The sequence below is a fragment of the Amycolatopsis sp. NPDC021455 genome, assembly GCF_040640995.1.
In the GTDB taxonomy this organism is placed as follows: domain Bacteria; phylum Actinomycetota; class Actinomycetes; order Mycobacteriales; family Pseudonocardiaceae; genus Amycolatopsis.
On the sequence record NZ_JBFACT010000003.1, the window covers coordinates 107,893 to 134,791 of the forward strand.

Consider the following 26,899-nt stretch of genomic DNA (forward strand, 5'->3'; position numbering starts at 1 on the left):
TCAGCCGCTTCGCACGACGAAGGTCGCTTCGCCGGACGCGGTCACCGAGCGGCCGTTCAGGTCCTGCGCGGTGACGGTCGCCTTGCCCGTGAAGCCTTCCCTGCCCGCGATCGTCGTGCAGGTATAGGTGGTTTCCGCGTCCACGACCAGGTCAGGCCCGGTGTGCGCACACGCCGGCGTGTGGTCGTCCACGACGGACAGGGCGGTGAGCGGCACGTCGCCGGTGTTCTTCACCAGGATCGAGAACGTGACAATCTCCCCTTGGCGCACTTCGTACGGCGTGGCGTCCTTCATCAGCGCGATCTCGGGGTGGATGACGTCGACTTTCGCGTCATCGGCCGATTGCACCGGGCGACCGGTTGGGTCGATTCCAGTTACTTCGACGGCTTCCGCGAAGTCGTCGTCGGGCGCTTTTCGGGTGCAGTTGTACGTCTCCGTCGCGCCCGTCGCCAGGCTGTCGAACTTCTTCGCGCACGCTTGATCGTCCACAATGGACACCTTGCTCAGCGGGACATCGCCGGTGTTGCGGACGACCACGGTGAAGGTGACTTCGTCGCCCACCTGGACCGTCTTGGGCGGGGCGTCCACCGTGAGCTGCACGGCCGGGTGGATGACGTCGATCTTGTCGGTGTCCGTTGTTTCGAGCGGTGGACCCACGGGCGCGGTCGCGGTGGCCTTCGCGGTGCTTGTGACGTCGTCGGCCGGGGCGGTCGTCGTGCAGCCGAACTTCTGCGCGGTGCCGGCTTCGAGCTTGTCGAAGGTCTTGGCGCAGGACGGTCCGCCGGTGACCTCGACGGCGGTCAGCGGGACGTCGCCGGTGTTGGTCACGGTGATCGTCGACGTCACGGTGTCGCCGGGGCGGAAGGGTCCACCGTGGATCTCCTGGGCGACCGCCAGTCCGGGGTGGAGCACGGTGTAGGACGCGTCGTCGGTCGCGCTGACCTGGCGGTTCGTCGGATCGGTGCCAGTTGCGGTCGCGGAGCTCACGAAATTGTCGGTGCCGGCGTTTACCTTGCAGGAGTGGCGCTGCCGGGCGCCGGGAAGGAGGGTGCCGATGGTCTGAGCGCACGCCGGAGTGCGACTGTCCACAACGGACACGTCGGTCAGTGGGACATCGCCGGTGTTCGCGACGACGAGGGTGAACGTCACTGTGTCGCCTGGCCGGACCTGCGCGGGCGTGGCGTCGTTCGTGATGGAGACCGCCGGGTGGATGACGTCGACCGGTATCTCGGCGGTGGCTGTCACCGGACGGTTCGTGGCGTCCGTACCGGTCACTTTCGCGGTGGCGGCGAAGTCGGCTTCGCCGGCGACTTGGGTGCAGCTGTAGGTCTGCTTCACCTGGGGTTCGAGCGAGCCCAGGGAGCGGGTGCAGTCCGGGGCCAGCGGATCGGCCACGGAAACGTCCCGCAGCACGCTGTCGCCGGTGTTCGTGACGGTGATCGCCGACGTCACGGTGTCGCCTGCGCGGACCACCTTCGGATCAGCGGTCCTGGTGATCGCGACGGCCGGGTGGATCACGTCCACGGCGGCGTTCGCGGAGGCGGCGACGTCCGGACCGACCGGTGCGGTGGCGGTGACTCGCACGGTGCGGGTGAAGTCGTCGGCCGGGGCGGTGACGGTGCAGCCGAAGTCACGGGTGGCGCCGGGTTCGAGCGGGCCGTCGACTGTCTGGGTGCAGCCGGTGACTCGTGTGTGCGGACCTGACGTGCTCGGTCGCGTTCCCGCGGTCGGCTGGGCCTGCGGACCTGTGGCCTGCGCGTCCGCGACCTGCGTGCTCCTGGCTTGTGCGTCCGTTACGCGGAGACCGGTCAGCGGCACGTCACCGGTGTTGCGCACGGAGATCCGGAACGGCACGGTGTCGCCCACGCGGAACGGCCCGCCGACGACGTCCGCGGTGATCGCGACAGCCGGGTGCTGCACGACGAACCCTGCCTCGGCGGTCGCCTCGACCGGGCGGCCGGTCGGATCGGTGCCCGTCACCGCCGGCTTGTTCGTGAAGCCCGTGGCGCCCGCGACGGTCGTGCACGTGTAGGTCTGCTCCGCCCGCGGCTGAAGCGTGGCGAGCGGCTTCGCGCACTCGGCCACCTGGTCGTCCGCGACCGTGACGCCGGTGAGCGGCACGTCGCCGGTGTTGGCGGCGGTGATCGTCCAGGTCACCGTGCCGCCTTCGCGGACCTGGGCGGGTGCGGCCCGAACGGCCAGCGCGACCGCGGGGTGGATGACGTCGACCACGGCGTCGTCGGTGACCTTGACCGTGCGGCCGAGCTGGTCCTGGCCGGTGGCGGTGGCCGTGGTGGCGAAGTCGTCGGCCGGTGCGGGTGCGGTGCACGTGTACGTCTGTGTGCCCTGCGGTGGCAATGCGCCGATCGCCTTGGCGCAGGCCGGCGTGCGGTCGTCGGTGACGGCGACCTCGGTCAGCGGCGCGTCGCCCGCGTTGGCGACGGTGATCGTGAAGGTGATCGGGTCGCCGGCGCGGGCGACGGCCGGCGTGGCGTCCTTCGCGAGCGTCAGCGCCGGGGTGATCACCGTGACGGTGGCCGCGGCGGTGGCGGTCACGGGCCGGCCGCTCAGGTCGGTTCCGGTGGCGGTCACCTGGGACCTCGTGGTCCGGGACGGGTTCGCCGTGCACGTGTACGTCTGCGTCGCGCCCGCGGCCAGGCCGGCGAAAGTGCGGGAGCACGACGCCGTCGTGTCGTCGGTGACCTTGACCGGCGCGAGCGGGCTGTCGCCGGTGTTGCGCACGGCGACCGTCCAGGTGACGGTGTCACCGGCGTGGATCACCGGGTGGTCCGCGGTCGTGGTGACCTCGACGGCGGGGGCGATCGTCGGCGCGGGCGCGTCGGCGGTGGCCGTGACCTGCTTGCCGAGTTCGTCGCGGCCCGCGGCGGCCGCCGTGTTGACGCCGTCGGCGATCGGCGCCTTCGCCGTGCACTCCCACGTGCGGCTTTCGCCGGGGGCGAGCGTGCCGGACGGCGACTGCGTGCACGACGGCGTCTTCGGGTCGGTCACCTGCAAATCGGAGAGACCGGTGTCGCCGGTGTTCGTGGCGGTGATCGTGAACGTCGCCGTGTCGCCGGCGCGGTAGGCGGGCCGGTCGGCCGTCTTGGTGAGGCCGAGTGCCGGGTGCAGGACGTCGACGCGGGCGGTGGCCACGCCGTCGAGCGCGTCGCCGAGTGCGCTTGTGCCGGTCGCCTTCACGGTGTTCTCGAACTCGTTCGTGAAATTGGCCGCCGGGGCGGTTCCGGTGCAGGTGTAGCCGGCCGTCCGGCCGGGGTCGAGCGTGCCGAGTGACCTCGCGCAGTCCGGGACGGCGTCGGCGGTGACCTGCACACCGGACGCCGGGACGCTGCCCGGGTTGGTCACGGCGACCGTGAACGTGACCGGCTCACCGGCGTGCGTCTTCGGCCGGTCCGGACGCACGGCGACCCGGAGGTCGGGCACCGGCACCGAGAACGCGAGGTTCTGCGCTAGGTAGGTGTCGCCGCTGGTCACGAAGCCGAGCTTGGTGCTCGTCGCGCCGGCGGCGATGCTGTCGACGTTGAACGCCTTGGCGTCGACGTTGAAGTTGTTCTTCACACCCGGGGCCGCGGCGTTGTCCGCGTTCGCGACGAAGAAGTTCGACGTGCCGCCGGTCGAGGGCTCGGCCGCGGGTGTTCCGTCGACCAGGAACTGGTCGCCGGACGCACCCCAGTCGCCGTCGTACGCGGTGACGCCGAGGTGCGCGTCGGCGGCCGCGGCTCGGAAGCCGGTGATCGCCGTCTCGGCGGCCGGGGCGCCGGCGGCCTGCCGGACGTGCCCGTCGTAGACGACCACCTTGCGCTTGTCCGGCGCGTAGTCGGCGTTGCGCTCGGGGTAGGCGTAGACGAGTGCGATCGACCAGCCGCCGACGCAGCCGAAGCCCTTGGGGGCCCAGACGTTGCCGAGCGTCAGGTCGAGCGCGGTTCCGGTCGGGACGTTCGCGAACCGGCCGGTCACGTCGGCGTGAGCCGAGTAGTAGCCCGCGTCTTCGGCGTAGCCCTCGGGCGCCAGGTCGACGGGTTTCGCGCTGCCGACCGACAGTCGAACCTGCTGCTTCGCGGGCGTCCCGGGCGGCAGAGTCACGGCCTTGCCGGAATCGCACGTCGTCGTGTTGCCTGCCCAGTTCAGGCGGGCGAAGACGATCTTCGCGCCGGGCGGGACGCTCACCGACGCGCTGGCCGAGTCGAAGGTGCCCGGGTCGGCGTCGATGTCGGCCCACTGCATGAAGAAGTCGTCGTTGGCCATGGTGTCTTTGCGGTCCGCGGTGTTCGCGCACGCCGCGGGGGTGGCGACCGGACCGGCGGTCGGCGCGCCGTCCGCGGCGACCGGGCAGCGCAGGACGCCGTTGCCCGCGTAGAGGAAGTCGCCGTAGAGCACGGCGTCGTAGCCCACCTTGAAGGGCGACGCGGCGGCCGCGCCCGCCGCGGGCACGAAAGCCGAGGCCAGGAAGACCAATGCCAGCACGAGAATCGGGCGAAGCGGTCTTTCGGGCAACGGCACTCCTCGCCACCTCCGGGGCCGAGACGACCTTGGGAGCGTGGCACGAGAGCCGGTCTTACGCCTTCAAACTCACTCGTTCGTGGCGCCGGTCAGCTTCGCCGTCGACTCGTGGGTGAGAGCGGTGGCGGCCTGGACGAACCCGATGATCGTCCGGAGCTCGTCGTCGCTGTAGCGGCCGCAGAGCTCGTGCATGCCCTTGACGAGGTGGTCCCACAGGTGCACGCCGCTCGCGATGGCCTGCAGGTCCAGCGAGATGAGGATCTTGCGCCGGTCGTCCGGGTGCGGCTCGCGGTTGACGATGCCCTTGCTCTCCAGCCGGTCGATCATCGCGGTCACCGACGCGGGCGCGAGCCCCGAAAGCCGCGCGAGGTCCTTCGGCGTCTGCGGCCCGAACCGCGCGAGGTAGTCGAGGACCTTGCTCTCCACCGCCGACAGTCCCCGGGTCTCGGAGATCGCCGTGTGGAACATGACCGTCTCCGTCGACAGCTCCCGCGACCTGAGCAGGACATCTTCGACCAGTTTCGCTCGCTCGCTTGACACGGTGGCCAGCCTAGCCCACTCTTTAGTTCGATAGAACGAATTACTTTCTAAGAGATTTGAGGGGTCGAAGGATATGACACGGGCACTGATCATCGGGGGCGGCATCGCGGGGACGATCACAGCGATCGCCCTGCACGAAGCCGGGCACGAGCCGCTGCTGTTCGAGGCGTACGACCGGACCGCCGAAGGCGTCGGCGCGTTCCTGACACTGGCGGTGAACGGCCTGGACGCGCTGCTCCCGCTCGGCCTGAAGGACGTGGTCAAAAGCGCGGGCTTCGACTCGCCGCGGATGTCGATCGCGCTCGGCGACGGCACCCGGCTGGCCGAGTTCCCCCTCGGCGGCGCGCTGCCGGACGGCACGGTGAGCCAGACCGTCCTGCGCTCCGACCTCTACGTCGCGTTGCGCGACGAAGCCGCGCGACGCGGGATCCACGCCGAGTACGGCAAGCGCCTGATCGGCGCGAGTCAGACGTCTTCGCAGGTCAAGGCCACCTTCTCGGACGGCTCGCACGCCGAAGGCGACCTCCTGATCGGCGCCGACGGCCTCCGCTCGCGGGTCCGCACGATCATCGACCCGGACGCGCCGTCACCGCGGTACGTCCCCCTGCTGAACACCGGCGGGTTCGCCGAAGGCCTGGACCTGCCCGACGAGCCGGGCGTGCTGAACATGGTGTTCGGCAAGCGGGTGTTCTTCTGCCACGTCGTCAGCCCGGACGGCCGCGTCTGGTGGTTCGCGAACCCGGCCCGCAAGACCGAGCCGACCGCGTCCGAACTGGCGACGCTCGCCGGGCAGAAGCTGCGGTCGGAGCTGCTGGACCTGGTCGCGCGCGACCGGACACCGGCGACGGAGATCATCCGCGCGACGCGCGAGCTCTACCCGGCCTGGCCGACGTACGACTTCCCGACGGTCCCGGTCTGGCACCGCGGCCGCATGGTGATCATCGGCGACGCGGCCCACGCGACGTCACCGGCGGCGGGTCAGGGCGCCTCGATGGCCATCGAAGACGCCGTCACGCTGGGCAAATGCCTCCGCGATGTGCCTGACGTCGAACGCGCGCTGGCGACGTACGAGAGCTTGCGGCGCGGGCGCGTCGAAGCGGTGGTCGCGGCCGGCAAGCGCAACGGCGACCAGAAGGTCATCGGCCCGGTCGGGCGGGTCGTCCGCGACTTCTTCATCAAGCGGGCGTTCTCGAAGCCGTTCGACGAGGACCCGAACGCCTTCATGTGGAACCACCACATCGAGTGGGACGAGAAGGTCGCGGCTTAGCGCCAGGTGTCCACGCGGTGGAAGTTCTTGTAGGCCCGGCTCGGGGTCGGGCCGCGCTGCCCCTGGTAGCGGGACCCGGCCTCGCTCGAGCCGTACGGGTGCTCGGCGGAGCTCGACAGCCGGAAGATGCACAGCTGGCCGATCTTCATGCCGGGCCAGAGCGTGATCGGCAGGTTCGCGACGTTCGACAGCTCCAGGGTGATGTGCCCGGAGAAGCCGGGGTCGATGAACCCGGCGGTCGAGTGCGTGAGCAGCCCGAGGCGCCCGAGCGAGGACTTGCCCTCGAGGCGGCCGGCCAGGTCGTCGGCCAGGGTGACGAGCTCGAACGTCGACCCGAGCACGAACTCGCCGGGGTGCAGCACGAAGGGCTCGTCGCCCTCCTTCTCGACCAGGGAGGTCAGCTCGTCCTGCTGCAGCTGCGGGTCGATGTGGGTGTACTTGCTGTTGTCGAAGACGCGGAAGAACCGGTCGAGCCGGACGTCGATGCTGGACGGCTGGACCATGCCGGCATCGAAGGGGTCGATGCCGAGCCGGCCGGCGTCGAGCTCTTTGCGGAGGTCACGGTCACTGAGCAGCACGGCTCGAAGCCTATCCGGTGGGGTCAGGCCGCCCGCATGTGCTGCGCGTAGGTGGTGTCGGGCGCGAAGATCTTCTCGAGCCGCTTCACGTACCCGCGGCGCCCGGCCTGGCCGATCAGTTCCTGCAGCGCGGTGGCCCCGGGGATGAACCGCCGCACGGTCTCGGCGGCGAAGTTGACCCCGGCGACGGCGACGATCGCGGCCTGCGCGACCGGATCGTTCGGCAGCCCGAGGAAGTCGGCGTTGGTCTTCCCGAGCACGAGCCGGCTGATCGACGAGTGCACGGCGACGGAGACGTGCGAGAGCACCTTCCCGACGGCCCCACGCCCTTCGCCGACGGCGCCGTTGGCCTCGATCAACGCCTTGGCGAGCCGCTTCGAGTCGTCATCGGGGATGAACTCGGTCGCCGCGAGCAGCCACAGCAGGCGCCAGGCGTCCTCTTCCGAGGTGGGCAGCAACTCGTCGTCGACGCCCATCAGCCAGCCGATGTAGCGCCAGAGGTGCAGGATGTCACCGCGCTCGCGGGCGGAGTAGCGCAGCCCGAGCAACTGCGTGCCGAAGACGTAGACGAGCGAGAAGAGCAGCAACGTCCCAGCGGTCTGCACCTGGTTGACGGGCCGGTCCCAGGCCTCGTAGTCCCAGTCGTCCCGCCGGTTCATCGCGGCGCGCACGTGGGCGTGCACGAGCCGGATCCGGAGCGCGGAGGCGTACCCCTTCGCCCCGTGCTTGAGGGCACCGGGCGTGGTGACGTCGATCCACCAGGCGGCGGTCTCGACGAGCCGCCGGGTGGCCTTGTATTCGATCTCACCGGTCCCGACCAGCGATTTCGTGGCACGCGAGGCAAGGTAACCGCCCATCAGCGACATGTCGCCGAGCGGAAAGAGCCCCAGCAACCCGGCCCGGGTGATGGCTTTCGCACCGCGCTCGAGCCGTTCGTCATCGACCCAGTAAGGCTTGGCATCGACCTGGTCGAAGAAGTCCTTGAGCGGCCCGGTCGCATTGGCCCGGTTCACCAGGGCGTCTTCGAAGAGCTTGCGCCCGTGCCCCTTCGGCTGCTGAGCCATCCAGGCGACGACGTCGTCCGCGAGCCGGTCCTGAACCTGGGCGAACTCCCGCAGCCGCGCGACCTGCCGGTCGTCACCGCGGATGTCCCCTTCGATGAACAGCCGCTGGGCCAGCCGGAACCCGCCTTGCCGGAACAGCTCGGGCTCGTCCATGCCGCACACCTCCGCCAGTCGACAACAAGTGTTGTCACTTGACGCGCGGACGTCAAGGAGGGAGGGTCCTGGACAAGGGGATCACGGTGCCGTGTATGCTGGCGACGCACTGCGGATGTAGTTCAATGGTAGAACATCAGCTTCCCAAGCTGAATACGCGGGTTCGATTCCCGTCATCCGCTCTCGACGAAAGGCCCCGGACTCAAAGTCCGGGGCCTTTCGCTTTCGAAGGTCAGGACCAGAAATTGTCGTCGGCGGCTTCGTCGGCCGAAACGTCCGTCAGTTCCGCCGCCTTGCCGTCGCGCATGCGGAAGACCAGGGCGTGGCGGGTGTCCAGCTGTTTCCCGTTGCGCGTGCCGGTCGAGTGGTAGACCGTGATGACTTCCTCGTCGTTCGCGTAGACCTCCTCCAGCTCGACCTTCAGCGTTCCGCCGCTGCGCTCGGCCAGCTGTCCGTACATGGCCAGGATCGCGTCGCGGCCTTTGTGGTCGCCGGAGAACACGTTGTGACCGGGCATGTGCTGGACGGCGTCCGGCGCGAGGAGTTCCGACAGCGTGGCGACGTCGCCTGCGGAAAATGCCTCGTAGCCCCGGCGGATGAGAGTGGCGTTCTGGTGTTCGGCCATTGTGGCCTCCTCGGATAGGGCGTCCGTCCATCGAACGCGCCCGTCCGGACCACGGTCAAGGCCCCGGTTTTTCACTGCGCGGTAAGGAAAACACCGACATCTACGGCGGCCCCAGCCGGTGGCGTAAATGCGCCACATGGGCGGCGGGCAAGCCCGTCTCCACCGCTCGGTCCAACGCCTCGAAAGCGGACGGGGAACCCAAGCGGTGCAACAACTCCGCGCGCGATGCGTGCCACCATGGGTACTCCGTCAACCCCGGCAACTCGTCCACCAGCGCCAACGCCGCCGACGGGCCGTCCCGTTCCGCCACCGCCGCCGCGCGGTTCAGCCTGACCACCGGGGTGTCCTGGACCGTCAGCAACACGTCGTACCAGGAAATCACCGCGTCCCAGTTCGTCTCCTCGTACGACGGCGCCAAGTCGTGGCAAGCCGCGATCGCGGCCTGGACCACGTACGCGTTCGGCGCCGACGGGGTCCGGCGCAGGCCCCGGCCGACCAGCTCGACGCCTTCCTTGATCAGCGACGCGTCCCACGACGAACGATCCTGCGTTGCCAGCAACACCGGCGAGCCGTCCGGGAGGAACCGTGCGGCACGGCGGGCGTCCTGCAGCAACACCAACGCCAGCAGCCCCAGCGCCGTCGGCTCGTCCGGCATCAGGGACGCCAGCAAGCGCGCCAGGCGGACGCCCTCCGCAAGCAGCGAAACGCGGCCCGTGTAGCCCTCGTTGAAGATGAGGTACACCGTCGACGCCACCCCCGAAAGACGCGCGGGCAGCTCCTCCGCCGAAGGCACCCGGTACGGGATCCGTGCCTGAGCGATCTTCTGCTTCGCGCGCGTCAGCCGCTTCGCCATCGTCGCTTCCGGGACCAGCAGGGCGCGGGCGACCTCCACGGTCGACAAACCGCCCAATGTCCGAAGCGCCAAAGCCACCTGTGCCTCCAGCGACAACGCCGGGTGGCAGCACGTGAAGACCAGCCGCAGCAGGTCGTCACGGACCGAGACCGGGTCCGGGGACGGATCGACAGCCGGCATCGCGACGGCCTCCTTCCCCAGCCGCTTCGCTTCGCGGCGGACCACGTCGACCGCGCGGCGGCGAGCCGCCACCAGCAGCCAGCCGCGCGGGTTGCCCGGGACGCCGTCGCGCGGCCACGTCTCCAGCGCGCGCACGACGGCGTCCTGCACCGCGTCTTCGGCCAGGTCGACACTGCCGGTGACGCGGACCAGCGTGGCCAGTACCCGGGTGCCCTCGTCCCGGACCAGCCGCGCGACCGCGTCCCCGGCGCCGGTCACTTGCCGAATTCGACGACCGGCCGGACCTCGATGGCGCCGTCCCAGGCACCCGGGATTCGCGCCGCGACCTTGACAGCCTCGTCGAGGTCGGCGCATTCGAGCAGGTAGAAGCCGGTGAGGGCTTCCTTCGTCTCCGCGTACGGGCCGTCGCTGGTGACGATGTCGCCGCCCTTGCCGCCGGTGACGCGGACCGTCGTCGCGGTCGCCGTCGGGTACAGGGCCGCGCCGCCGCGGATGACGGCTCGGGCGCCCGCGCCGAACTCGTCGTAGTCCTTCATCATGTCCGTGGCCTCGGGCGTGGTCGGGTCGATGTCCGTGGCGTAGATGATCGCGGCGTACTGGGGCATGACGTGCTCCTCGCAGGTTCTGACCGGCGCCGATCGCCGGTTCTCACTGTAAGGACGAACGGGCGAAGCCGCGCCGGGACACTTGTCGCGGAAAAAGTCCGCCGGGCACCGATCTGATGAGCGACCTGGTCGCGCCGGAGGCCGCGGGCACGCTTTCCGCGGACGAGGTGACGTCGACGGCCTTCCTGACCCTCATCGGCGGCCACGAGACGACCGTCGGGCTGATTTCGACCGGCGCGCTCGCGCTGCTGACCCACCCGGAGGAAGCAGTGAAGGCCCGGGAGGACCCACAGCACCGCGCCGCCGTCCCGTGCTCCGCCGCCTGCCGCCGGCCCGGCTCGCCGTGCCCGAAGCCGAGCTGACCTGGCGGCCGAGCCCCATCACACGGGGCTCTTCCACCTTCCGATCGCGCTCTAACCTTCGACGAGCTCCCAGTCGGAGTCCGGCGTCGCGCGGTCGTACACCTGGCCCGGCGCGGCCTTGAGCACGCTGCGCACGTCCGGGTACAGGTTCGCGACGTGCTCCAGCTCCAGCCCCTCGACCTCGAAGTCCTCCGCCTCGGGGACCTCGAAGCCGACGAACAGCCAGGTGCCGTCCTGCTCGCGGACGACCTGCCGGACCGCGCGCACCGGCTGCTGCGGGCCGGTCGGGATCTCGGTGAGGCCGCTGCTGATCTGGGCTTCGTCGTCCGGCGAGCCTTCGTACTTCCAGGCCGCGCGGCGCTGGGCGAGCAGCCGGACGTCCTCGTCCTCGTCGTCGGAGCCGGTCACCGACGAGAGCAGCCACGTGCGGCGCTCCGGGTCCCAGTCGGCGGCCATGCCCGTCGGGAGGCCCGCCAGCGCGCCCAGCTGCGGCAACAGCTCGACGGCTTCGCGCAACGACAGCTTGCCGAAGCTCTCGCGGTTGACCAGCACGTCGTCGGACAGCTCGGTACCGTCGCTGATGAACCAGTCGTCCTCGTCGTCCAGCACGACGAAGCCCAGCGCGTCCGGGTCGTTCACCAGAGCCAGCGCGATGATGACCGGCCCTTCGGGGTCCTGGCGCAGCGGCCATTCGGTCGACATGCGCCATATCCCACCATCGGCGCGGCCCGCGCCGGGAGCCGGGGTCACCCGATCGGTTAATTCATCGATCGTTGATCTCTCCCGCACGCGGGGTCATCATGATCCCATGGTGCTCTCCAAGCGAGTCGCCCGCTTCAACCGCGTAGCGACCAATCAGGTTCTCCGGCACGTCGCCGGCTGGGCGCCCGGGTTCGCCATGGTCGTCCACAAGGGACGGAAGTCCGGACGCGAGTTCCGCACGCCGGTCAACGTCTTCCGCACGAAGGACGGCTTCGTCGTCGCGCTGACCTATGGGCCCGGCGCCGATTGGGTGAAGAACGTGCTGGCCGCCGGCGGCTGCACCCTGGTCACCCGGCGGGAAAATATTCACGTGCACGGCGCCGAGCTCGTGCACGATGATTCGCGGCAGGCCATGCCGGTCCCGATCCGGCAGATCCTCGGCCTGCTGGATGTCAACGACTTTCTGCTGTTGAAACGGGAGTAGCGATGCTCGAGGGGGAACTCGTCCGGCTGCGTGCGCTCGAACCGGAGGACGCGGACAAGATCCACGCGTGGGGGACCGACCCGGAGGTCGGCCGGTGGATGGAGAACGGCTACCCGCGCTCGCTCGCACAGCATCGCAAGCGCGGCGAGGAACGCCCGGTCAACAGTTACGAGCTGGTGGTCCTCGGGATCGAGGCCGACGGAAAGCTGATCGGCATCGTCGACCTGCGCGACGCCGAGCCCGAGGTCGGCGAGGCCTACCTGGACATCTACATCGGCGACGCCGGCTACCGCAACGGTGGCGGCTACGGCACCGACGCGCTGCGCGTGATGTGCCGCTACGGCTTCGACTTCATGCGGCTGCACATGATCACGCTCTGGGTGGTCGCCGAGAACGAGCGCGCCCGGCACGTCTACCGGAAGGTCGGGTTCGTGGAGGAGGGCCGGCACCGCGAGGCCTTCGTCGGCGAGGGCGGCCGCCGCCACGACATGATCCTCATGAGCATGCTGCGCGGCGAACTCAAGTGAGCAGACGGCGAGGCGCCTTCGACCGCCACGCCTCTTCGAGCAGCTCACGCAGCTGATCGACGTCCACGCGCTCGAGATCGACGATGATCGAGCCGTGGCCGTCGTAGTGCGGTGTCGTGAAGAAGGCCACGTCGCCTGAATCCAGCAACGCGGCCTTCTCGTCGAGCCCGCACATCACCACCAGGCCGCCTTCGGCCTCGGTGCGCAGCCGCGCGAAACCCTTGCCCGCGACCTTCAGCGCGGGCGTGCGATACCACGTCGTCGCCTCCACCTCCGGCAGCCCGGAGGCGAGGCGAACGACGTCTTCCCAGGTCGTCATGGGTCCATTGTCGACCCGGTGGCTTGGAGAAACCGGAGCTACGGCAGGCGGGTGATCCGGTCCGCCGCCGGCGGGGCCAGGTTCGGGTGGGCACCCAGGTACGCGACCAGCGCGTCCAGGTCCACCGGGCCGCCCGATAGGTTCGTGCCCTTGGTGAACTCGGTGAAGCCGTCCCCGCCGGCGGCGAGGAAGTTGTTCACCGACACGCGGAACGTCGCCGCCGGGTCGACCGGCGTGCCGTTCACCGTGATGTTCGAGACCCGCGAGCCGATCGGCGCGCCCGCCGAGTACGTGTAGTGCAGCGAGCTCGAGATCTGCAGGATCTTCGTGCCGCTCGCGGTCCACTGCTGTTCCAGCACGTTCTTCAGGTTCGCGCCGGTCAGCGTGATCGTCTGCATGATGTTCGAGAACGGCTGGACGGTGAACGCCTCGCCGTAGGTCACCACGCCGTCGCCCTCGTTGTTCGCGGACGACTTGTACGTCAGGTCGGCGCGGATGCCACCCGGGTTGGTGATCGCGACGACCGCGTTGTTCGACTGCGTGCCCGCCAGCTGCGCGTCGGCGATGACATCGCCGAGCGGCGACTCACCGGCCGCGTTGCCCGCCGCCGGCAGGTCTGCGGTGATGGTGCCGACCTGCTTGTTCGCGATCGGCGCCGACTTGGTCTTCGCGTCGGCGACCAGCGCCGCGACGGCCGGGTCCGGCGTGACCGTGCGGGTGACGATCTCGTTGAACGCCTTGGTCTGCGACCGCACGACGTCCCGCGTCTTCAGGCTGATCTTCAGGTCCATCACCGACAGCAGACGGCCGAACGACGAACCCTGGATGACCGGCCGGGGCTGGCCCGCGGGGTCGTTGATCACGCAGTTGTACTGCTGGTGGCTGTGACCGGTGAAGAACGCGTCGACCTTCGGCGTCACCGCGGCCGCGATCGCGGCGGCCGGGCCGGGCCGCAGCTTGCAGTCGTTCGGGCCCTCGACCTCGGTACCGTCACCCTGGTGCATCAGCACGATCTGGGCCTTCACGCCGAAGTAGTCGAGCAGGTTCGCCGTGCGGTTGATCGCCTCGACCTCGTCGCCGAACTTGAGGCCCTTGATCGCCTCCGGCGTGACGACGGACGGCAGGTCCTTCAGCGTGGCGCCGATGACGCCGATCGGCACGCCACCCTCGAACTTGACGGTGAACGGCAGCAGCGCGGGCAGGCCGTTGGTGAAGTACACATTGGACCCGAGGAACGGGAACTTCGCCCCGGCGAAGGTCGGCTGGAACTGGCAGCCGTCCGTCGGGTGGCAGCCGCCGAACTGCATGCGCTGCAGTTCCTTGTAGCCCTCGTCGAACTCGTGGTTCCCGACGACGGACGCGCTCACGCCGAGCATGTTCAGGAAGTCGATGGTCGGCTCGTCGTGGAACAGCGCCGAGGTCAGCGGCGACGCGCCGATGTTGTCACCGGCGGACACGACGAACGAGTTGCGCACCTGGGAACGCAGCTGCTTCACGTGCGTGGCCAGGTAGGCGGCACCGCCGGCGTCCACAGTGGTCCCGTCCGACTGCACGACCCGCCCGCTGGAGCCGGACGGCGGCTCCAGGTTGCCGTGCAGGTCGTTGAACCCGATGATCCGGACGTCGGTGGTGGGGTCCGGGCGCTGGCCCGCGGACGCGGGTGCGGTGGTCACCGCGGTCGTCGCCAGCGCGGCCGCGGCGAGCACCACGAGCCGGGTTGAAAGCCTCATGCGTGTTTCCTCCGATTCGCGCCCAAGTTCCCCAACGGGCGCACGGCGGAGGATTCTGCCTCGCGAAGCGGTCACCTACCAGGGTCAAAAGACGGACGTAAACCGAATGTCACCTAGCGGCTGCCTTCGAGCAGCACCCTCGCGACCAGTTCGGGGTCGTCGTTCATCGGCACGTGCCCGCAGGCCGGCAGCAGCCGGAACACGCCGTCCGGCGCGACTTTCCGCAGCTCGGCGACGCGCGGCCGCGCGAGGATCCGGTCGCGCTCGGCCCACGCGATGGTCACCGGGACGCCGGTGACCGGGCCGGTGAAGCGGAAATCCCCACGGGACTGCGCGGCAGTGGGTTCGAACCCCGGTGCGGTGGCCAGCGCGCGGGCGTCCTCGACGACGTCGTCCACGGTCAGCCGCTCGGGCCGGCCGACGATCATCCCGGTCAGGGCCTTGCGCCCGGACGTCGTCGCGGCGATGCGGCGCACGACGTGCGGTGGCGTGCGCTGGGCCAGCGAGCGGTGGGCCTTGAGCGCGGCGATCGCGTAGAGCTTCTGCCTGCGCGTCCACAACCCGGCCGGGGACAACGCCGTGACGCTGCGGACCAGCCCGGCCTGCCCGAGGGCCAGCGACAGCAGGCCGCCGAGCGAGTTGCCGGCGACGTGCGGCCGGCCGAGCCCGAGGTCGGTGAACAGCTCCTTGAACATCACCAGCGCGGGCTCGATGCCGTACCCGCCGGACGGCTCGGGCGACTCGCCGAAGCCGGGCAGGTCGACGGCGATGACGTCACGATGGGGCGTGAGCAGCGGAAACACCGGCGCCCACGCCTGGCGGCGGTGGCCGATGCCGTGGATCAGCACCAGCGGCTCGCCCCGGCCCGCGCGGTCATAGACAACGTCGTCCATGACCCGAGCGTAAGGCCGGGGTAGCGGAAAAGCTACAACCGCCGGTAACAGTTACTCTGCGTCCGGTCGGACTCTGGTCCCGGTGTCGGCCGACCGCTGGACGGCGTCGAGGACCCGGTGCACTCCCACGGCGTGCGCGAAGTCCGGCAGGTCGCCCTTGAGGTGCCGCGCGTAGGCGTGCGCGACGTTGTACGACGGCTCGGCGCTGCGCCCGGCCAGCTGCGGCAGCTCGTACCGGGCGGGCACGGTGAGCTTCTCGAGCGTGCCGGTCCGGCTTCCGCGCAACGTCAGCTTCGCGATCCAGAACAGCGGGTCCGCCGCGTTGACGACCAGCGTGCCCTCGGTGCCGTTGATCTCCCAGTGGAAGTCGGTCGCCGGCGACGTCCCCCCGCGCAGGTGCAGCGACGCGACGGCACCGCCGGTCAGCACGCCGGTGACGGCGATCTGGTCGGGCGCGGTCATCGCGACGGACTCGCCGGTGACCTCGTCGCGCACCCGCGGCCGGACGGTCGCCATCGTCGCCGACAGCTCGCCGAAGCCGCCGAGCACCATCGCGAGCGCGTCGACGGTGTGCGCGAACGGGATGGTCAGCATCGTCGCCCCGCCCTCGGGGTGCAGCTGGTAGTCGCGGCCCGCCCGCACCGACGGTCCCCAGTTCGCGCCCGAAGCGATCAGCGACGTCGAGAGCACGCGGCCGACGTAACCGTCCTTGATGAGGTCACGCAGGTAGCGCAACGCCGGCGCCGAGCGTCCCTGCAGGCCGACCGCGGTCGTCCGGCCCCGGGCGGCTTCGGCCAGCGCCTCGGTTTCGGCCAGGCTGACGCCCAGCGGCCACTCGCTCAGGACCTGCTTGCCCGCCGCCAGCGCCGGCTCGATGAGCGCGCGGTGCTCGGGCACCTTCACGGCGACCACGACCAGGTCGACCTCCGGGTGCCGGGCCAGCTCGCCGGCGTCGCCGAAGGTCAGCGGCACGCCGTACTTCTCCCCGGCCACCCGCGCCGACTCGGCGCTGCTCCCGCTCAGCGCGCGGAGCTCGTAGCCCTCCACCGCGGCCAGCGCGGGCACGTGCGCGGTCGCGGCCCAGCCGCCGTTCGCGCTGAGCCCGACGATGCCGACCCGGACCGGTGCCATGAGCGTTCCTTTCGTCGCCTGCGAAGACTCCGACGTGCAGAGCGTCGTGGGCATTCCCCGCCCGGCGCAAGGAGCATCCCGGTTGTGTCCGCATGACATCGATCACCGGCGTGACGCCGATCGGCTCCACACGGGTCAGCCGAGTGGCCGAGGGGAGTCCGCGCCGTCCGGCTCTTCGACCGAAGCGGCGCCCGGTTCGAGATCCATAACGTCGGTGGCATGACGTACGCCCAGGTCACCGCCCTGCAGGACGGGTTCATCGGGTTCCTCGCCCTGTGGGTCGTGGTGCTCGTGCCGCAGCTGATCACGCAGTTCGCCCGGTACGGCGGCCTCCGCCCGCGCGGCATCCTCACCACCGCCGCGGTGCTGCTCTACGGCTGCATGACCCTGGCGGTCGTCCTCCTGCCGCTGCCCGGCCCGGGTACCCGCCGGCTGTCCCAGACCGTGCAGTTGCACCCCTTCCAGTGGATCGCCGACATCCACACGGAGCTGCTCAAGCACGGCGGGAGCTGGTTCACGACGCAGACCTTCCAGCAGGCGTGCCTGAACGTCCTGCTGTTCGTCCCGCTCGGGGTGTTCGCGCGGATCCTCTGGCGCCGCGGCCTGACCGGCACCGTCCTGATCGGCTTCGCGGGGTCGTTGCTCATCGAGATCACGCAGGTCACCGCGAACTTCGGCACCGCGCCGTACGTCTACCGCATCTTCGACGTCGACGACCTCATGAACAACACGCTCGGCGCCGGCGTCGGCTGGGTGTTCGGCGCGCTGCTGCTGGCCCTGGTCCGGGGCAAGCGTTCAACGGTCGACGTGCAGCCGGCTCGGCGCGAGCGGGTCGACCTCACCCAGGCGCGCTAGCCGCGCCTTCCGCTGCAGGGCCGCCCGCCGGGCGGCCCGCCGGTCTTCGAGGACGACGACGAGGGCCGCGACGGCCAGCACCAGCGCCACCAGGCCGAGGACGATCGGAAGCTGCACGAAATCCTCCTCGGTACGGCGCTGTGCGGGAGATCACACAGGTTACGCAGGTCCGTGGTGAATTCGCTACCCCCAGCGACGAGTCGTCCTTCGCACACTGGAGGAGTGACCACCCGACCCACGAAGGACCAGCTGGCCGCGGCGCACAACGCAACCATCCCGGACGTCATCGCCCCCGGCCTCGACGTCCTGTTCTGCGGCATCAACCCCGGCCTCTACTCCGGCGCGCTCGGTCAGCACTTCGCGCGTCCGGGCAACCGCTTCTGGCCCGCGCTCCACGCCGGCGGGTTCACGCCGCGGCTGTACGCGCCGAGCGAGCAGGAGAAACTGCTCGAGCTGGGGATCGGCGTCACGAACGTCGTCGCGCGGACGACGGCCCGTGCCGACGAGCTCACCGACGACGAGCTGCGCGAAGGCGGGAAGCTGCTGGTCGCGAAGGTGCTGGAGTACCGGCCACAGTGGCTGGCCGTCGTCGGGATCACGGCGTACCGGACCGCGTTCGGCTTCCCGAAGGCGCGGGTCGGCCCGCAGGATCACCTGATCGGGGACACCCGCGTGTGGGTGCTGCCGAACCCGAGCGGGCTCAACGCGCACTGGACGCCGGCCGGCCTGGGGGAAGAGTTCCGGCGGCTGCGGGCCGCATCCGACGACTGTCGAAATCGTTGAACAAAGAGTGATCCACCCTCAGTAGCGCCGGCTGCCCCATCGGGACCCGCCCCCTCCCGCCGAACCGCCTAATCAAGATCCACTTCTACCTAAAGTTTGCTGTGACCGGCGGGTTGGGCCATGAGGGGGATTTGGCGTCATGAGCTGCGCAATCGCGACTCGTACCAAGCAGGAGGAGTCACTTCTGGCGGTCCCGGCAGGGGGACCGGGTGGCGCCGGAGACGTCCGGCTTCCCAGGAGCGACGGCGCAGAGACGGAGGCCCGCGATGCACGGCATCGAGCCCACCCGCAGGCCCGCGGGGCCCGCCGGACCCGGCGGGCGCAGTCTCGGCGTCGCGGTCGTCGACCCGGTCCCGATCTTCCGGGACGGGCTCGCCGCGCTCGTCCACCGCAGCCAGGGACTCCACTGGGCGGGGCAGGCCGCCAGCCACCACGCCGCGCTGCAGCTGTGCGAGCAGGTCAAGCCGGACGTCGTCGTGCTCGACTCGGCGCTGGACCCGAACTGCCACCTGACCAAGCTGCTCAACGCCGGCGACCCCGCGCTGATCATCGTCACGCTGATCCGTGACGCGAATCGCACGCAGCAGTACCTGGCGGCCGCGATCGCCGCGGGCGCGCACGCGATCGTGCCGCGGTCGATCGACTCACGGCGGCTCGCCGAAGCGATCCGGCGCGCGCACACCGAACGCCGGTACATCGACCCGTCCCTGGCCGCGCTGACCGCACGGCCGAAGCGGGCGGCCGCGCCCAAAGGCGAGCCCGCCCACGATCACCCGCCGGCGCCGCGCGGCGGGATGCCGCTGTCCAGGCGCGAGTACCAGGTGCTCCAGCTCGTCGCCGAAGGCCTCGAGAACTCGGCGATCGCGAAACTGCTCTTCCTGTCCGTCGAGACGGTCCGGACCCACGTGAAGAGCATCCTGCGCAAGCTTTCCGCGCGTGACCGGACACACGCCGTGACGATCGCGTTCCGCGCCGGGATCCTGGTCGCCAGGGCCGAGGACGGCCACCTTCCGGTGATGCCCGACACATCCGCGATTCCGGGCCACCGCTGACCCTCGCTCCCAGGAAAAAGGCACCTTTTCGAGGATTTCCGATACTCGGAAGTGCGGATCTGCTTGCTCTGGTTACCCGCAGGTAATATCCTGAAGTTACCGGCGAGTAAGGCGAACATGTGCCCGGCCGGGGAGCCGAACACATTGGAGTGACGACATGGGCCACTACAAGAGCAACGTCCGAGACCTGGAGTTCAACCTCTTCGAGGTACTCGGCGTGCAGGAGCGCCTGGGCAAGGGTGTGCTCGCCGAATCCGACGAAGAGACCGCCCGAGGTGTGCTGTCCGAGCTGAACAAGCTCGCGACCGGCCCGCTCGCCGAGTCCTTCGCCGACGCCGACCGCAACCCGCCGGTCTACGACCCGAAGACCTTCAGCGTCACCATCCCCGAGTCCTTCAAGAAGAGCTACCGCCAGCTCGTCGACGGCGAGTGGTGGCGGCTCGGCCTCACCAACGACCTCGGCGGCTTCGGCCTGCCCCCGACCGTGCAGTGGGCCGCTTCCGAGCTGATCCTCGGCGCCAACGCCCCGCTGTTCATGTACATGGCGGGCCCGAACTTCGCGATGATCGTCGACAAGAACGGCACCGAAGAGCAGAAGCGCTGGGCCCGGATCATGATCGACCGGGGCTGGGGCGCCACCATGGTGCTCACCGAGCCGGACGCCGGTTCGGACGTCGGCGCCGGCCGCACCAAGGCGACCCAGCAGGAGGACGGCTCCTGGCACATCGACGGCGTGAAGCGGTTCATCACGTCGGGCGAGAACGACATGGTCGAAAACATCATGCACCTGGTGCTGGCCCGTCCCGAGGGCCCGGGCATCGAGACCAAGCCGGGCACCAAGGGCCTGTCGCTGTTCCTCGTCCCGAAGTTCCACTTCGACACCGAGACCGGTGAGCTGGGCGAGCGCAACGGCGCCTTCGTCACCAACATCGAGCACAAGATGGGCATCAAGGCCTCGACGACGTGCGAGCTGACCTTCGGCCAGCACGGCACCCCGGCCAAGGGCTGGCTGCTCGGCGAGGTGCACGACGGCATCGCGCAGATGTTCCAGGTCATCGAGTACGCCCGGATGATGGTCGGCACCAAGGCCATCGCGACGCTGTCGACGGGTTACCTCAACGCGCTCGAGTACGCCAAGGAGCGCGTCCAGGGCGCCGACCTGCCGAACATGCTGAACAAGGCCGCCCCGCGCGTCACCATCACGCACCACCCGGACGTCCGGCGCTCGCTGATGCTCCAGAAGGCGTACGCCGAGGGCCTCCGTGCGGTCTACCTGTACACGGCGTCGTTCCAGGACCAGCTGTGGACCGGCGAGGGCGACCAGAAGCTCGCGCACGGCGTCAACGACCTGCTGCTGCCGATCGTCAAGGGCGTCGGCTCCGAGCGCGCCACCGAGCAGCTCGTGCAGTCGCTGCAGACCCTGGGCGGGTCCGGCTTCCTGCAGGACTACCCGATCGAGCAGTACATCCGCGACGCGAAGATCGACTCGCTGTACGAGGGCACCACGGCGATCCAGTCGCTGGACTTCTTCTTCCGGAAGATCGTCCGCGACAAGGGCGCGTCGCTGGCCTACGTCGCCGGCGAGATCACGAAGTTCATCGAGTCCGAGGCGGGCAACGGCCGGCTCAAGAACGAGCGCGGGCTGCTCAAGCAGGCCCTCGAGGACACGCAGGGCATGCTCGGCTCGCTGATCGGCTACCTCACCGCGTCGCAGGAGGACCCGCAGAGCATCAACAAGGTCGGCCAGCACACGGTCCGCCTGCTGATGTCGGTCGGCGACCTGCTCATCGGCTGGCAGCTGCTCAAGCACGCCGAGGTCGCCCTCGCGAAGCTCGACGCGGGCGCGTCCACCAAGGACGTTCCGTTCTACGAGGGCAAGGTCGCCGTGGCCTCGTTCTTCGCGAAGCAGGTGCTGCCGGAGCTGACCGCCCGCCGCGCCATCGTGGAGGCCGCCGACAACGCGCTCATGGAGATCGACGAAGCCGCGTTCTGATCCAACGCGTTCCGCCGAAGGGCCCCTTCCCGACCCGGAAGGGGTCCTTCGGTGTTTCGGGGCCGGTTCGCCGGGGAATTCCGCCTCCGAGTTCGTGGGACCGAGTGGCCGGACCCGCGATCCATGGAGAGGAGAATGTGATGACTGTCGCCGGCATCGTCAGCGCCATCATCGTCGGGCTGATCATCGGCGTTCTGGGCCGGCTGGTCGCTCCCGGCAAGCAGAACATTCCGATCTGGCTGACCATCGTGATCGGTATCATCGCCGCCTTCATCGGCACCGCCATCGCGCGCGGTCTCGGGTACGCCGACACGAACGGCATCGACTGGCTGGAGATCCTCACCCAGGTCGTGCTGGCCGCCATCGGTGTCAGTATCGCCGCGGGCGCCTACGGCCGCCGTGGGGTAACCAGGTAACGCTTCAGGTCCCGGCCCGGCCGGTCCGCCTCCGGGCGGGCCGGCCGGGCCTTTTCGTGGCTACCGCGTGGTCGACGCGCGGGCGAGCGCGACGGCGAACCCGGCGCCGACCAGCAGTAGCGCCGCGGCCCACGTCATCGTCGTGGTGATGGCGTGCGCCGACGAACCGCCGGCCAGCGTCAGGAACAGGCTGCCGAACGTCGCCACCCCGATGACCTGGCCCAGCTGCAACGTCGTCGTGAGCAGCCCGCTGGCGTCCGCCGCACTCGCGAGCGGGACGTGCGTCAGCGCGTGGGCCATCAGGGACCCGAACGCCAGGCCCATGGACAGGCCGAACAGCAGGAGCGCGGCGAAGAACAGGGAGCCGCCCTTGCCGCCGTCTCGCAGGCTCAGGCCCAGCAATGCGTACGCGGCCGCTGAACCGACGTAACCGCACGGCGTCAGCGCCGCGTGGACGCGCTGGGGCAGCTTGTGCCAGAAGAAGCCGCACACACCGAAGACGACCCCGCCGGGGGCCATCGTCAGCCCGGCCGCCAGCGCCGTCTCCCCGAGACCGGCCTGCAAGTGCAACGCCACGCAGAAGAGGAAGCCGCCGTAGGACGCGACCCCGGTGGCCAGCGCGGTTAGTCCCGGTGCGACCCCACGGACCTTGAGGACGCCCAGGTTGACCAGCGGGTCGCGCACCCGGCGTTCCACGACCACGAACAGCACCGCCAGCAGCGCACCGGCCGCGAGCGAGACGAACGTCCACCTCGGCCAGCCGGTCTCGTGCCCGAGGACCAGCGGCAGGACGATGAGCACCACCGCGGGCACGGCGATCACCAGCCCGGCGAGGTCGAGCTGACGGCCCGCCTCGGCCGTACCGCCGGGCACCAGCTTGACGGCGAGCGCGGCCACGAGCACGCCGATCGGCACGTTCACCAGGAAGATCGGCCGCCAGCCCGCGTGGAACAGGTTCGCGCCGACGAGCACCCCGCCGAGCACCTGGCCGGACACGAACGCGACGGAAATGACCGCGGTGTACGCACTCAGCGCCTTGGCTCGTGCGGGCCCGGTGAACTGCGCCTGGATGACGCTGATGACCTGGGGCATCATGAGCGCCGCGCCGGCGCCCTGGGCGATCCGCGCGACGATCAGCGTCGTCGGGTCCGGCGCGAACCCGCACAGCAGCGAGCAGGCGGTGAAGGCGATCACCCCGGTGACGAACAGGCGCCGCCGCCCGTAGAGCTCGCCGAGCCGGGCGCCGGTGATCAGCAGCATCGCGTAGCCCACGGTGTAGCCGGAAACGACGAGCTGCAGCGCGGCGCCGGACGCGTGCAGGTCGGTGCGGATGTCGGTCATGGCGACGTTCACGACGGTGACGTCGAGCAGCGCCATGAACTGGCCGAGCAGCAGGACGGCCAGCATGAACCACGGCCGCGCGGCCCGGTCCGGGATGGCCGGGGCTTCGGTGGTCAGAGTCATGCTTCTGACCTTGGGGTTCTTCGTTTGTGTTCGGAGAGAGCCTGCTGATGCTGGTACCGGGAGCACCTGCTTGACCCGAAAATGTCGTACCCCTCGGGCACCATGGTCCGCATGACGTCAACGCAGGTCCACACGAGCCGCCGGGAGGAACTCGGCCAGTTCCTCAAGGCGTGCCGCGCACGGATCGGCCCCGAGGAAGTCGGGCTGCCGCCCGGCGTACGCCGTCGCACGAGCGGGTTGCGGCGGGAAGAGGTCGCGCTGCTCGCCGGCGTCGGCGTCACCTGGTACACCTGGCTGGAGCAGGGGCGGCCGATCAACGCGAGCGCCCAGGTGCTCGACGCCGTGGCACGCACGCTGCGGATGGACCACCCCGAGCGGGAGCACCTGTACCGGCTGGCGGAGCTGACGCCGTCGCGGTTGCCGTCGTCGGCCGAGGAGCTGCCGGAGGCGGTGCGCGAGGTGCTGCGCGCGCTCGATCCGCTGCCGGCCACGGTGGTCAACGGCCGGTTCGACGTCCTCGCGTCGAACGCGGCGCAGGAGGAGCTGTTCTGGGAGTGGCACAGCCTGCCGTGCCTGCACAAGAACCTGCTGTGGTGCTGCGTGACCGAGCCGAACGCGCGGCGGATGCTGCTGAACTACGACGAGGAGGTCCCGCACATGGTCGCGCGGATGCGTGCCGAGTACGGCAGGCACGTCGGCGACCCGGTGTGGGAAGAGGACATCCGGCGCCTGTCGGCGTTGTGCCCGGAGTTCGCCGAGCTGTGGGCGCGGCACGAAGTGGCGGAACCGCGGCCGCGGGTGCGGGAGTTCCAGCACCCGCGGGCAGGCAGGCTGAACTTCCGGCTGACCGAGCTGGCGGTGTCGGAGGTGCCGGGCCTGCGGATCCAGGTGTCCACTCCGGAAGACGCGTCGACGTGGGCGTTGCTGCCCCGGACTCGCTTGGAGGCGACATGACGTCACTGGACCTGAGCGATCAGGGGCTGACTTCGGTGCCTCCGGTGCCTCCCGGGGTCACCCGGCTCGACCTGTACAAGAACTCGATCTCGGTGGTGCCCGGGTCGCTGTGGTCGCTGACCGAGTTGCGCGTGCTGAACCTGGCGGCGAACCGGATTTCCTCACTGCCGCCGGGTATCTCGGCGCTGACGTCGCTGCACACGCTCGACCTGGCGCACAACCTGTTCGACTCGCTGCCGGACGAACTGGGCGACCTGGCCGGCCTCACCGAGTACCTGTACGTCAGCGACAACCGGCTGACGAAGTTCCCTTCTGCCTGGTGCCGGCTGGGAAAGCTGCGGTACCTGGGCTGCACGGACAACCGGCTCACGTCGCTTCCCCCGGACCTCTCGGGGTTCGTGGCGCTGCGCGAACTCCGGCTCTACCGCAACGAGCTGACCGCCCTGCCCGAGTCGATCGGCGCTCTCGGCGCGTTGCGGGAGCTGCACCTCCGCGGCAACCGGCTCACCGCGCTGCCGTCGTCGATCGGCTCGCTGAGTGAGCTGCGTCAGCTCGACCTGCGGGAGAACCAGTTGACGACGCTGCCCGCGTCACTGGCCCAGTTGTCCAAATTGGACAAACTGGATCTGCGGTGGAACAAGCACTTCCGCGAGCCGGCGTGGTTGCGCGACTTCGAGGAGGCGGGGTGCATGGTCCTTCGCTGACAACTCAACAGAGAACGGTCGGACGCGGACCGTAGGTCGCCGTGTGCGACGACCGCCGGACCTCGGCACCGCTCGTGAGGTCGTAGAGCACGCGCGTGTCGGTGACGCTGAAGCCGGCCGAACCGATCGACGTCTGGCACGCGCCCGAGCCACCGGCGCCGAACTGGATCGGCGGTGGGTCTCCGGGGGTCTGCGCGCCGGTCTGGCCTTCGACGCGGTAGTGCCGGGTGCCCCAGATCCGGACGGTGACGGAGTCCCCGGCCACGGTGGCCTGGATGGCGATGCCGGTCGGCGCGTCGTTGGTCAGCTTGAGCTCGACCGGGCTGCCGTCGGCGTTGACGGCCTTGGCGTCGCGGCCGACGGGGTAGCGGTCGAGGTAGTGGTCGTGTTCCAGGTGGCCGCCGTCGGCCAGGCCGGCGAGGTAGCCAGCGTTGTACAAAGTGGACGCCAGCTGCGAGACACCGCCGCCGACCACGTCCGGGCCGGTGCCGTCCTCGTCGACCGGGGCGGGCACGTAGCCGGTGCCGGCGGTGCGCGGGCCGGAGCGGCCGCCGAGGCTGAACGTCTCGCCGGGCTTGACGATCGTGCCGGACACGCGCGCGGCGAGCACCTGGTTGTTCGTCACGGCCGGGCCGGTCAGGCCGCTGGTGGTGAACTCGCCGATGACCTCCTTGATGCCGAGCGCGCCGGCGGCCTCGGTGGTCACGCTGGGCTTGGACGCGCTGTAGACGACCGGGAGATCGCGTCCGTCCGTCTTCTTGAGCACGTCGATCAGCGGGCGGAAGGTCTTCTCCCAGTCGACCTTCCTGGCGTCCTCGGACGGGTCGATGGCCGGCTGGTCGCCGGTGAAGACGATCTGCGCGTCCTTGCCGTCGGTCTCGGTGGTCGCGAGCTCGTCCTTGAGGGCGGCCTGCAGCTTGCCCTGGTCGATGCGGACCTCGACGGCCCCGCCCTCGACCGGCGCGAACTGGAAGGAGGACGCGATCGCGACGGGCTTCAGCGGCACGTCCTTGCCCTGTCCGTGCACGACGACGGGTTTCGCGACCGCGGGCGCGACGATCTGCTGGAAGGCGGCCTGCACGCCGGCCGCGGTGGCCCGCACCGGTGTGACGGCCATGGCCAGCTTGACCCCGCCGCGGTCCAGCCAGTGGTCGGTGACGGTGCGCACGGCACCGGCGAGATCGGCGAGCCGCTGGCCCTGCCGCGGCAGGATGGGGTAGGGCGTGACACCGCCGTCGCTGCCCGGGGTCGGCGCGAACCCGACCGAGCCTTCGGTGGCGGGGTGGTCGAGCTTGCCCTGGGCCAGCTCACGCAGGGTCTGGCTGACCTGGTTGGGATCGGTGCGGGTCGCGACACCGACCTCGCGGGTGGTGAAGAAGGACATGATCCGCGTGATGGGACTGAGCGGCTGGTGCCCGGCGAGCCCGAGGGTGTTGGGCCAGTCGAGGCTGAGCCCGGACTGCGAGGGCACGATTTCGGCCTGGATGTCACCACCGTGGATGACGACGGGCCGGATCAGCCGAGGTTCGAGCTCCTTGCGCAGCTTGGCTTCCGCCTCGGCATGGGTCAGCCCACCGACATCGACCCCGGCGACGGTGACCCCGCGCGGCACGTCTCCGGCGCTGACGACCAGGTCGACCGCATAGAGGATGACGAAGAGGCCGAGCGCGAGCCCGACGGCCATCATCACCCGGGCGACACCCCGGCGCAGCTTCGTCGCGGGAGTCTCCGGAGCCGGCGGTGGGGCGGGGGTCTCGAGGAGTTCGCCGAGCAGATCATCGGCGAAGAGGTCGGTGGTCGCCACGGCCGGATCCGCGACGGGCTTGGCCGCGAGCGGTGGGTCCGGCGAGACCTCCGGTTCCGCCGCGGGCCGGATCCGCGGCTGCCCGGCTTCGGCGAGGGGTTCGGTTACCGGGGACTCGGGCCCGGTCTCGGTGGGGTGCGCCGGCTCAGCCACCAGCAGCTCAGGCTCCGCCTCGGCAGCACCCACCGGCTCAGCCACCAACGGCTCGGGCTCCGCCTCGGCAGCACCCACCGGCTCAGCCACCAGCAGCTCAGGCTCCGCCTCGGCAGCACCCACCGGCTCAGCCACCAACGGCTCAGGCTCCGCCTCGGCAGCACCCACCGGCTCAGCCACCAACGGCTCA

General features: G+C 70.1%; 27 protein-coding genes and 1 tRNA gene. 13 read left to right on the forward strand and 15 right to left on the reverse strand.

The features are described 5' to 3' along the window. Window positions 1-4,512 carry a hypothetical protein gene (locus tag AB0G28_RS05770; RefSeq protein WP_361083341.1) on the reverse strand — a complete coding sequence of 1,504 codons (4,512 nt, stop codon included), beginning with the start codon at window positions 4,510-4,512 and terminating at the stop codon, window positions 1-3. Between the two features lie 75 nt (window positions 4,513-4,587). Beyond that, a complete protein-coding gene (locus AB0G28_RS05775) occupies window positions 4,588-5,058 on the reverse strand; it encodes a MarR family transcriptional regulator (protein ID WP_361083343.1) in 471 nt (156 codons plus the stop codon). A gap of 73 nt (window positions 5,059-5,131) precedes the next feature. On the opposite strand from AB0G28_RS05775, the gene AB0G28_RS05780 reads away from it, so the two are divergent. After that, on the forward strand, window positions 5,132-6,325 hold the full coding sequence (locus AB0G28_RS05780; protein WP_361083345.1) for an FAD-dependent monooxygenase: 1,194 nt from the start codon (window positions 5,132-5,134) through the stop codon (window positions 6,323-6,325). Here AB0G28_RS05780 and dcd read toward each other — a convergent pair. Together dcd and AB0G28_RS05790 are read right to left on the reverse strand one after the other, a co-directional pair. Continuing rightward, entirely contained in the window at window positions 6,322-6,903 is a 582-nt protein-coding gene (gene dcd, locus AB0G28_RS05785; protein WP_003058109.1) for a dCTP deaminase, read from the reverse strand. The two genes, AB0G28_RS05780 and dcd, sit on opposite strands and share 4 nt — an antisense overlap. Before the next feature lie 23 nt (window positions 6,904-6,926). Continuing rightward, complete coding sequence (locus AB0G28_RS05790) at window positions 6,927-8,120, reverse strand: oxygenase MpaB family protein (RefSeq protein ID WP_361083347.1); 1,194 nt, start codon at window positions 8,118-8,120, stop codon at window positions 6,927-6,929. 111 nt (window positions 8,121-8,231) lie between these two features. On the opposite strand from AB0G28_RS05790, the gene AB0G28_RS05795 reads away from it, so the two are divergent. After that, window positions 8,232-8,302, forward strand: a tRNA-Gly gene (locus tag AB0G28_RS05795). Window positions 8,303-8,352: 50 nt separating this feature from the next. On the opposite strand, the gene AB0G28_RS05800 is transcribed toward AB0G28_RS05795, so the two are convergent. The 3 genes from AB0G28_RS05800 to AB0G28_RS05810 all read right to left on the reverse strand — a co-directional run bounded on the left by AB0G28_RS05800 (window position 8,353) and on the right by AB0G28_RS05810 (window position 10,383). Further along, window positions 8,353-8,745, reverse strand: a complete 393-nt coding sequence (locus AB0G28_RS05800; RefSeq protein WP_361083349.1) for a nuclear transport factor 2 family protein — start codon at window positions 8,743-8,745, stop codon at window positions 8,353-8,355. Between the two features lie 100 nt (window positions 8,746-8,845). After that, window positions 8,846-10,036 (reverse strand): DUF6596 domain-containing protein, encoded by a 1,191-nt coding sequence (locus AB0G28_RS05805; protein ID WP_361083350.1) that lies wholly within the window; start codon window positions 10,034-10,036, stop codon window positions 8,846-8,848. Next, window positions 10,033-10,383: a YciI family protein gene (locus AB0G28_RS05810; RefSeq protein WP_361083352.1), complete on the reverse strand. Its 351-nt coding sequence runs from the start codon at window positions 10,381-10,383 to the stop codon at window positions 10,033-10,035. The genes AB0G28_RS05805 and AB0G28_RS05810 overlap by 4 nt, the downstream gene beginning before the upstream one ends. A 116-nt stretch (window positions 10,384-10,499) precedes the next feature. On the opposite strand from AB0G28_RS05810, the gene AB0G28_RS05815 reads away from it, so the two are divergent. Then, window positions 10,500-10,745: a hypothetical protein gene (locus AB0G28_RS05815; protein ID WP_361083354.1), complete on the forward strand. Its 246-nt coding sequence runs from the start codon at window positions 10,500-10,502 to the stop codon at window positions 10,743-10,745. Between the two features lie 51 nt (window positions 10,746-10,796). On the opposite strand, the gene AB0G28_RS05820 is transcribed toward AB0G28_RS05815, so the two are convergent. Beyond that, the gene (locus AB0G28_RS05820; RefSeq protein WP_361083356.1) at window positions 10,797-11,447 is read right to left on the reverse strand and encodes a hypothetical protein; all 651 of its coding nucleotides are present in this window, start codon (window positions 11,445-11,447) and stop codon (window positions 10,797-10,799) included. Between the two features lie 106 nt (window positions 11,448-11,553). Here AB0G28_RS05820 and AB0G28_RS05825 point away from each other — a divergent pair, with 106 nt between their 5' ends. Then, entirely contained in the window at window positions 11,554-11,931 is a 378-nt protein-coding gene (locus AB0G28_RS05825; protein ID WP_361083358.1) for a nitroreductase family deazaflavin-dependent oxidoreductase, read from the forward strand. A gap of 2 nt (window positions 11,932-11,933) precedes the next feature. Then, window positions 11,934-12,458: a GNAT family protein gene (locus AB0G28_RS05830; protein ID WP_361083360.1), complete on the forward strand. Its 525-nt coding sequence runs from the start codon at window positions 11,934-11,936 to the stop codon at window positions 12,456-12,458. Here the strand turns inward: AB0G28_RS05830 and AB0G28_RS05835 are convergent. From AB0G28_RS05835 to AB0G28_RS05850, 4 genes are all read right to left on the reverse strand, one after another. Then, window positions 12,451-12,777, reverse strand: a complete 327-nt coding sequence (locus tag AB0G28_RS05835; protein WP_361083362.1) for an MmcQ/YjbR family DNA-binding protein — start codon at window positions 12,775-12,777, stop codon at window positions 12,451-12,453. The genes AB0G28_RS05830 and AB0G28_RS05835 overlap by 8 nt on opposite strands. Window positions 12,778-12,815: 38 nt before the next feature. Further along, window positions 12,816-14,507, reverse strand: coding sequence for a bifunctional metallophosphatase/5'-nucleotidase (locus AB0G28_RS05840; RefSeq protein WP_361083363.1), 1,692 nt, complete (start codon window positions 14,505-14,507; stop codon window positions 12,816-12,818). 113 nt (window positions 14,508-14,620) lie between these two features. Then, window positions 14,621-15,400 (reverse strand): alpha/beta fold hydrolase, encoded by a 780-nt coding sequence (locus tag AB0G28_RS05845; RefSeq protein WP_361083365.1) that lies wholly within the window; start codon window positions 15,398-15,400, stop codon window positions 14,621-14,623. 51 nt (window positions 15,401-15,451) lie between these two features. Continuing rightward, the gene (locus AB0G28_RS05850) at window positions 15,452-16,531 is read right to left on the reverse strand and encodes a Gfo/Idh/MocA family oxidoreductase (protein ID WP_361083367.1); all 1,080 of its coding nucleotides are present in this window, start codon (window positions 16,529-16,531) and stop codon (window positions 15,452-15,454) included. A gap of 219 nt (window positions 16,532-16,750) precedes the next feature. Between AB0G28_RS05850 and AB0G28_RS05855 the strand changes: the two genes are divergently transcribed. Then, window positions 16,751-17,386, forward strand: coding sequence for a VanZ family protein (locus AB0G28_RS05855; RefSeq protein ID WP_361083369.1), 636 nt, complete (start codon window positions 16,751-16,753; stop codon window positions 17,384-17,386). Here the strand turns inward: AB0G28_RS05855 and AB0G28_RS05860 are convergent. Then, the gene (locus AB0G28_RS05860; protein WP_361083370.1) at window positions 17,327-17,503 is read right to left on the reverse strand and encodes a hypothetical protein; all 177 of its coding nucleotides are present in this window, start codon (window positions 17,501-17,503) and stop codon (window positions 17,327-17,329) included. The genes AB0G28_RS05855 and AB0G28_RS05860 overlap by 60 nt on opposite strands. Window positions 17,504-17,608: 105 nt before the next feature. Between AB0G28_RS05860 and mug the strand changes: the two genes are divergently transcribed. The 4 genes from mug (at window position 17,609) to AB0G28_RS05880 (ending at window position 21,630) form a co-directional block, all read left to right on the forward strand. Beyond that, a complete protein-coding gene (gene mug / locus AB0G28_RS05865; protein WP_361083372.1) occupies window positions 17,609-18,169 on the forward strand; it encodes a G/U mismatch-specific DNA glycosylase in 561 nt (186 codons plus the stop codon). Between the two features lie 266 nt (window positions 18,170-18,435). Continuing rightward, the gene (locus AB0G28_RS05870) at window positions 18,436-19,221 is read left to right on the forward strand and encodes a response regulator transcription factor (RefSeq protein ID WP_361083373.1); all 786 of its coding nucleotides are present in this window, start codon (window positions 18,436-18,438) and stop codon (window positions 19,219-19,221) included. A 157-nt stretch (window positions 19,222-19,378) separates the two neighbouring features. Next, the gene (locus tag AB0G28_RS05875) at window positions 19,379-21,214 is read left to right on the forward strand and encodes an acyl-CoA dehydrogenase (protein ID WP_361083375.1); all 1,836 of its coding nucleotides are present in this window, start codon (window positions 19,379-19,381) and stop codon (window positions 21,212-21,214) included. Window positions 21,215-21,354: 140 nt separating this feature from the next. Beyond that, a complete protein-coding gene (locus AB0G28_RS05880) occupies window positions 21,355-21,630 on the forward strand; it encodes a transglycosylase associated protein (RefSeq protein WP_003058054.1) in 276 nt (91 codons plus the stop codon). A gap of 60 nt (window positions 21,631-21,690) precedes the next feature. Here AB0G28_RS05880 and AB0G28_RS05885 read toward each other — a convergent pair whose 3' ends face one another. Next, window positions 21,691-23,094 carry an MFS transporter gene (locus tag AB0G28_RS05885; RefSeq protein WP_361083377.1) on the reverse strand — a complete coding sequence of 468 codons (1,404 nt, stop codon included), beginning with the start codon at window positions 23,092-23,094 and terminating at the stop codon, window positions 21,691-21,693. A 111-nt stretch (window positions 23,095-23,205) separates the two neighbouring features. Here AB0G28_RS05885 and AB0G28_RS05890 point away from each other — a divergent pair, with 111 nt between their 5' ends. Both AB0G28_RS05890 and AB0G28_RS05895 read left to right on the forward strand, forming a co-directional pair. Further along, entirely contained in the window at window positions 23,206-24,048 is an 843-nt protein-coding gene (locus tag AB0G28_RS05890) for a helix-turn-helix transcriptional regulator (protein ID WP_361083379.1), read from the forward strand. After that, entirely contained in the window at window positions 24,045-24,752 is a 708-nt protein-coding gene (locus AB0G28_RS05895) for a leucine-rich repeat domain-containing protein (protein WP_361083381.1), read from the forward strand. The genes AB0G28_RS05890 and AB0G28_RS05895 overlap by 4 nt, the downstream gene beginning before the upstream one ends. A gap of 4 nt (window positions 24,753-24,756) precedes the next feature. Here the strand turns inward: AB0G28_RS05895 and AB0G28_RS05900 are convergent, their stop codons facing one another. Further along, a complete protein-coding gene (locus AB0G28_RS05900) occupies window positions 24,757-26,628 on the reverse strand; it encodes a VanW family protein (protein WP_361084117.1) in 1,872 nt (623 codons plus the stop codon). A gap of 63 nt (window positions 26,629-26,691) precedes the next feature. Here AB0G28_RS05900 and AB0G28_RS05905 point away from each other — a divergent pair. Then, window positions 26,692-26,899: hypothetical protein (locus AB0G28_RS05905; RefSeq protein WP_361083383.1), on the forward strand; the 208-nt coding region annotated here is incomplete at its 3' end.

What these genes read in the sequence shown, in the direction of transcription:
- AB0G28_RS05885 (WP_361083377.1), bottom strand. Translation starts at nt 23,094, where the DNA reads ATGACTCTGACCACCGAAGCCCCGGCCATCCCGGACCGGGCCGCGCGG.
- AB0G28_RS05830 (WP_361083360.1), top strand. Translation starts at nt 11,934, where the DNA reads ATGCTCGAGGGGGAACTCGTCCGGCTGCGTGCGCTCGAACCGGAGGAC.
- AB0G28_RS05825 (WP_361083358.1), top strand. Translation starts at nt 11,554, where the DNA reads ATGGTGCTCTCCAAGCGAGTCGCCCGCTTCAACCGCGTAGCGACCAAT.
- AB0G28_RS05790 (WP_361083347.1), bottom strand. Translation starts at nt 8,120, where the DNA reads ATGGACGAGCCCGAGCTGTTCCGGCAAGGCGGGTTCCGGCTGGCCCAG.
- AB0G28_RS05815 (WP_361083354.1), top strand. Translation starts at nt 10,500, where the DNA reads ATGAGCGACCTGGTCGCGCCGGAGGCCGCGGGCACGCTTTCCGCGGAC.
- AB0G28_RS05835 (WP_361083362.1), bottom strand. Translation starts at nt 12,777, where the DNA reads ATGACGACCTGGGAAGACGTCGTTCGCCTCGCCTCCGGGCTGCCGGAG.
- AB0G28_RS05870 (WP_361083373.1), top strand. Translation starts at nt 18,436, where the DNA reads ATGCACGGCATCGAGCCCACCCGCAGGCCCGCGGGGCCCGCCGGACCC.
- AB0G28_RS05880 (WP_003058054.1), top strand. Translation starts at nt 21,355, where the DNA reads ATGACTGTCGCCGGCATCGTCAGCGCCATCATCGTCGGGCTGATCATC.
- AB0G28_RS05780 (WP_361083345.1), top strand. Translation starts at nt 5,132, where the DNA reads ATGACACGGGCACTGATCATCGGGGGCGGCATCGCGGGGACGATCACA.
- AB0G28_RS05820 (WP_361083356.1), bottom strand. Translation starts at nt 11,447, where the DNA reads ATGTCGACCGAATGGCCGCTGCGCCAGGACCCCGAAGGGCCGGTCATC.
- AB0G28_RS05855 (WP_361083369.1), top strand. Translation starts at nt 16,751, where the DNA reads ATGACGTACGCCCAGGTCACCGCCCTGCAGGACGGGTTCATCGGGTTC.
- AB0G28_RS05895 (WP_361083381.1), top strand. Translation starts at nt 24,045, where the DNA reads ATGACGTCACTGGACCTGAGCGATCAGGGGCTGACTTCGGTGCCTCCG.
- AB0G28_RS05890 (WP_361083379.1), top strand. Translation starts at nt 23,206, where the DNA reads ATGACGTCAACGCAGGTCCACACGAGCCGCCGGGAGGAACTCGGCCAG.
- AB0G28_RS05840 (WP_361083363.1), bottom strand. Translation starts at nt 14,507, where the DNA reads ATGAGGCTTTCAACCCGGCTCGTGGTGCTCGCCGCGGCCGCGCTGGCG.
- AB0G28_RS05845 (WP_361083365.1), bottom strand. Translation starts at nt 15,400, where the DNA reads ATGGACGACGTTGTCTATGACCGCGCGGGCCGGGGCGAGCCGCTGGTG.
- AB0G28_RS05810 (WP_361083352.1), bottom strand. Translation starts at nt 10,383, where the DNA reads ATGCCCCAGTACGCCGCGATCATCTACGCCACGGACATCGACCCGACC.
- AB0G28_RS05875 (WP_361083375.1), top strand. Translation starts at nt 19,379, where the DNA reads ATGGGCCACTACAAGAGCAACGTCCGAGACCTGGAGTTCAACCTCTTC.
- AB0G28_RS05850 (WP_361083367.1), bottom strand. Translation starts at nt 16,531, where the DNA reads ATGGCACCGGTCCGGGTCGGCATCGTCGGGCTCAGCGCGAACGGCGGC.
- AB0G28_RS05800 (WP_361083349.1), bottom strand. Translation starts at nt 8,745, where the DNA reads ATGGCCGAACACCAGAACGCCACTCTCATCCGCCGGGGCTACGAGGCA.